Below are 4,679 nucleotides of genomic sequence, written 5' to 3' on the forward strand. Positions count from 1 at the left end.
TGGCGCTGCGGGCGCGGGTGCGGGCGCGGGCCGGGGCGTACGGGGAGGCCGTCGGGGACGCCGAGCGCGCCACCGCCGCCGTGGACGGCACCGACGACCCGTGCCTCATCGGCGACGTGTGGTCCGAGGCGGCCCGGGTGCTGGACGCCGTGGGCGAACCGGTGCGCGCCCGGCGTGCGGCCGGGCGCGCGCTGGCCGCGCTGACGGCGAAGGAGGCCGTGCTCCCCGCCAGGACGGTACGGGCGTGGCTGGCCGAGCTGGAGGAGAAGCGATGAGCGATCCGCCCTGGAGACGGCCTCCGCGGGCCTACACCCCGGGCGTCCCGGCCTGGGGCGCGACCCGGGTCCAGACGGCGGAGGGGTTCGCGTCCGTCCCCATGGACTCGGTCTCGCCCGAGTGGGCCTGGGGCGGCGCCGACGGTTCCGGGGTCCGGGTGTGCGTCGTGGACAGCGGGATCGAGGGCGGCCATCCGATGGTCGGCCCGGTCGACCTGGCCGTGACGGCCGTGCCGGACGAGGCCGGCGGGGTGGAGATGGTGCCGTGCGAGGCCACCGACCGCGCCGGCCACGGCACCGCCTGCGCCGGGGTGATCAGGTCCGTCGCGCCGGGGGTCTCGCTCTCGTCCGTCCAGGTGCTGACCGACGGGAAGACCGGCAGCGGCCCGGCCCTCATCGCCGGTCTCTCGTGGGCCGTCGAGCAGGACTTCGACGTCATCAACCTGAGTCTGGCGACGACCCGGCCCGCCCTGACCGCGCAACTCCACGAGCTCGCCGACCGGGCCTACTTCCGCCGGTGCGTGCTCGTCGTCTCCGCGCACAACCGGCCGGTACCCAGCTATCCCTGGTCGTTCTCCTCGGTGGTCTCCGTCGCGAGCCACGACGAGGACGACCCCCTGACGTACTACTACAACCCCTCGCCGCCCGTGGAGTTCCACGCGCGCGGTGTACGCGTGCCCGTGGCGTGGCCCGGTGGCGGCACCATCCGCTCGACCGGCAACAGCTTCGCCGCACCGCACATCTCGGGCCTGTGCGCGCTGATCCTCGGCAAGCACCCCTGGCTCACGCCGTTCCAGCTGAAGACGGTGCTGTTCCTCTGCGCCGGGAACACCACCGGTCGACTTGGAGGTGCGCATGACGAATTCCGTTGACGCCGCGACGCCCGTGGAGCGCCGCCTGCTTCAGTCCGTCGTGGAAGTCGCGCGCCACGCCTTCGGCGCGGCGGCCTCCTCGATCTTCCTCATCGACCCGGAGACCGGCGACCTGGTCTTCGAGGCCGTGGCCGGCGAGGGAGACGGCCAGCTCGTCGGTACGCGCTTCCCGGCGGGAACCGGCATCGCGGGCTGGGTCGCCGCGTCGGGTCAGTCGATGCTCGTGGACGACCTGCGCGAGTCGCGGCACTTCTCGGGCGAGGCCGCCGCCTCCACCGGGTACGTACCGGACAGCATCATGGCCGCTCCGCTGTTCGGCGACGACGAGTGCGTCGGCGTCCTGGAGGTACTGGACCGGGGGGCGAACGGCGTACGGGAGATGGCCGACGTCGAACTGCTCGGGCTGCTCGCCGACCAGGCCGCGATCGGGCTGGAACTGCTCACCCGGCTGCGCGCCGCCGAGCCCAGCAACCGGTCCGACAAGGCGCTGCGGCTCCTGGAGATGGCGGAATCGCTGCTGGCCCCGACCCATGGCTGAGCGCTGCGTCCTGCTCCTCACCAGACGCGGCGACGGGGAGGCCGCCGAGGTGGCCGGCCTGCTCCGGCGGATCGGCGTGCCGGTGCACCGGCTCGACGCGGACCGCCTGGCGGACGTCCGGGCGGTCCACGGGCCGGACGGCGTACTGACCCTGGACGGGCACCGGTTCGCCCCGACGGTGACCTGGGTGCGCCACTTCTCGCCCCGGGCCGCGTCTCCGGCCGGGGCGGCCGGCGGGCGGATGGCGCACCGGGACGCCTGGGCGGCACTGGCCCGGCAGCTGGCCCTGGCCTCCCCGGCCGCCATCGGCGCCGACGACCCGGGGCAGCTGGTGCAGCGGGACCGGGCGCGGGCGCTCGGTGTGCGCGTCCCGCGCGGACTGGTCACCACCGACCCGGCGGACGCGGCCGGGCTGCTCCCCGCCGAGCGGTACGTGCTCAAGGTCCTCGACCGGCACTACGTGGAGCCGTCCCCCGGCCGGCTCGCCTGGTACCTGCCGCGCGTCCTGGACCGCGACCGGCTCACCGGTGTGCCGGGACTGCCCCGCTCCACACCGGTGGTGCTCCAGGAGTACGTCGAACACGACGCGGAGTACCGGGTCTACCTCGCCGGGGACGAGCTGCACGCCTTTGAGGTGGCCAAGGAGCGTCCCGAGGACCTCTGGACCCGCCCCGGCGAGGTGCGCGTACGGCGGGTCCGTCCTCCGGACGCCGTGGCCTCGGCGGCGCGCGCCCTGGCCGGGGACTGCGGCGCCGTCTACGGGGCCTTCGACTTTCTCTGGACCGGGGAGGAGCCCGTGTTCCTGGAGATGAACGCCCACGGCGACTGGCACTGGTTCGAGCGCGAGGCCGGTACCGACGTGGTGACCCGGGCCGTCGTACGGACCGTGCGGGACCTTCACCGGACCGCCGTCGGGGACGCCCGCCCGGCGGCCGTCAGCCTGCTCGCCTTCCTCGGCGCGGGGCGCGCGGGCTGAGTCAGCCGCCCGGGGTGGGCAGCGCCCGCTCCGCCACCTCCAGCACCGCGCGCAGGGCGGCCGACGGATTGTCCGTCCGCCAGGCGAGCGCCGGCTGCCGACGGATCGGCGGACCGGCCAGCGGGCGGTAGACCAGGCCGCTGAGCCGGATGTGCTGGACGGAGGTGACGGTCAGGGTCACCCCGACACCCGCCGCGACCAGCGCCAGGATGGTGTACGAGTCCGGCGCCTCCTGCACCACGCGCGGGGTGAATCCGGCCGCCTCGCACGCCTCGGTCATCGCGTCCCGCACGGTGGAGCCGGTGTTGGCGGGGAACGCGACGAAGGGCTCCCCGGCCAGCGCGTCCAGCGGGATCTCGGGGCGGCCGGCGAGCGGATGGTCGAGGGGCAGGGCGCACACCAGTTCCTCCTCGTCGATCACCCGGCAGCTCACACCCGGCCGCGTCACCGGGAGCCGGACGAACCCCAGGTCGAGCGAGCCGTCGGCGACCCGGGCGAGCGCCACGTCGGCGTAGGTCTGGCCGGTCATGACCAGCTCGATGCCCGGGTGGGCGGCCCGCACCGCCCGGGTCAGCAGCGGCAGCGTCTCGTGGCTGGAGGCGCCCGCGAAGCCGATGCGGACCCTGCCGTACGCGCCCTGTCCGGCCGCCCTCGCGGCCCGTACCGCCGTGTCCAGGTCGTCCAGCACGGTCCGCACCGGCTGGAGGAAGGACTCCCCCGCGCTGGTGAGCCGCACCGAGCGGGTGTTGCGTTCGAAGAGCTGGACGCCGAGCTCCTTCTCCAGGCGGCGGATCTGCTGGCTCAGCGGCGGCTGCGCCATCCGGAGGCGCTTGGCGGCGCGGCCGAAGTGCAGTTCCTCCGCCACGGCGAGGAACGCGGCGAGGTGGCGCAGCTCCATGCCGTCCCCTCCCCCGGGCCCGTCCGCGTCATTGATTGTTCCGGCGTCTCGGTCCGAGCCTAATTCGGTATTGGACGGCGATCAAAGCCGCTGAAAGCGTCGGCAGCGCGGGCACCCGGCCCGCCCCAGTGAGAGGACCGTGACCCGCATGCGTATCAGGATCGTCGGCGCCGGAGCCATGGGCCGAGGAATCGCCCAGTGGGCGGCATCGGCCGGACACACCGTCGAGCTGTGCGACGTACGCGCCGAGGCGGTGGCGGACGCCGTCGCCTTCGTACGCTCCATGCTGGACCGGGCCGTGGCCAAGGGGCGGATGGCGGCGGCGGACGCGGAGTCGGCGGCGGCGAGGCTGGTCCCGCTGGACGACCCGTGGGCGGCGGGCCCCGGCGTGGAGCTGGTGATCGAGGCCGTGCGCGAGGACCTGGCGACCAAGGCCGAGGTGTTCGGCCGCCTGGAGCGGGCGCTGCCCGCCTCCGCCGTGTTCGCCACCAACACCTCCTCGTTGTCGGTGACCCGGATCGCCGCCGCGCTGGAGGATCCGTCACGCCTGGCCGGGCTGCACTTCTTCAACCCGGTGCCGCTGATGCGGATCGTGGAGGTGGTGCCGGGCGCGGCGACCCGGCCGGAGATCCCGCCACTGCTCACCTCGCTCGTGGAGGGCTGCGGCCACCGCGCGGTGACGGTCGCGGACACCCCGGGCTTCCTGATCAACCACGCCGGGCGCGGCCTGGTGACGGAGGCGCTGGCGCTCCTGGAGGAGAGCGTCGGGGAGCCGGCGGACATCGACCGGATCGCGCGCGACGTACTGGGGCTGCGGATGGGCCCGTTCGAGCTGATGGACCTCACCGGGCTCGATGTGACGGCCGCCGTCATCGACTCGATCTGGGAGGGCTTCCGTCACGAGGACCGGCTCCGCCCCTCCTTCCTCACCCCGAACCGGGTGGCGGCCGGGCTGCACGGCCGCAAGACCGGCCGCGGCTGGTACGCGTACGGACCCGAGGCCGCGGGCCCCGCGCCGGAGGCGCCGGTCACCGGGGACGCGGACCGCCCGGTGCACGTCTTCGCACCGGACCCCGCGCGGGAGGCCGAGGCGGCCGCGCTCCGCGAGGCGCTGGCCTCG

The 4,679-nt window shown here is 74.9% G+C and carries 6 protein-coding genes; 5 read left to right on the forward strand and 1 reads right to left on the reverse strand.

Annotation, left to right across the window (positions count from 1 at the left end):
• The 4 genes from G3I41_RS07445 to G3I41_RS07460 all read left to right on the forward strand — a co-directional run.
• Nucleotides 1–275: hypothetical protein (locus G3I41_RS07445; RefSeq protein WP_164399509.1), on the forward strand; the 275-nt coding region annotated here is incomplete at its 5' end.
• Nucleotides 272–1,147, forward strand: a complete 876-nt coding sequence (locus G3I41_RS07450; RefSeq protein ID WP_164399510.1) for a S8 family serine peptidase — start codon at nucleotides 272–274, stop codon at nucleotides 1,145–1,147. The genes G3I41_RS07445 and G3I41_RS07450, both read left to right, overlap by 4 nt.
• On the forward strand, nucleotides 1,131–1,685 hold the full coding sequence (locus G3I41_RS07455) for a GAF domain-containing protein (RefSeq protein ID WP_203600455.1): 555 nt from the start codon (nucleotides 1,131–1,133) through the stop codon (nucleotides 1,683–1,685). The genes G3I41_RS07450 and G3I41_RS07455 overlap by 17 nt, the downstream gene beginning before the upstream one ends.
• Complete coding sequence (locus G3I41_RS07460) at nucleotides 1,678–2,661, forward strand: hypothetical protein (RefSeq protein WP_164399511.1); 984 nt, start codon at nucleotides 1,678–1,680, stop codon at nucleotides 2,659–2,661. The genes G3I41_RS07455 and G3I41_RS07460 overlap by 8 nt, the downstream gene beginning before the upstream one ends.
• Before the next feature lies 1 nt (nucleotide 2,662).
• Here the strand turns inward: G3I41_RS07460 and G3I41_RS07465 are convergent, their stop codons facing one another.
• A complete protein-coding gene (locus G3I41_RS07465; protein ID WP_164399512.1) occupies nucleotides 2,663–3,559 on the reverse strand; it encodes a LysR family transcriptional regulator in 897 nt (298 codons plus the stop codon).
• A gap of 148 nt (nucleotides 3,560–3,707) precedes the next feature.
• On the opposite strand from G3I41_RS07465, the gene G3I41_RS07470 reads away from it, so the two are divergent.
• Nucleotides 3,708–4,679: 3-hydroxyacyl-CoA dehydrogenase NAD-binding domain-containing protein (locus tag G3I41_RS07470; RefSeq protein WP_239081516.1), on the forward strand; the 972-nt coding region annotated here is incomplete at its 3' end.

Origin of the sequence: Streptomyces sp. SID9727 (assembly GCF_010550605.1) — a bacterium.
Classification (GTDB): Bacteria; Actinomycetota; Actinomycetes; order Streptomycetales; family Streptomycetaceae; genus Streptomyces.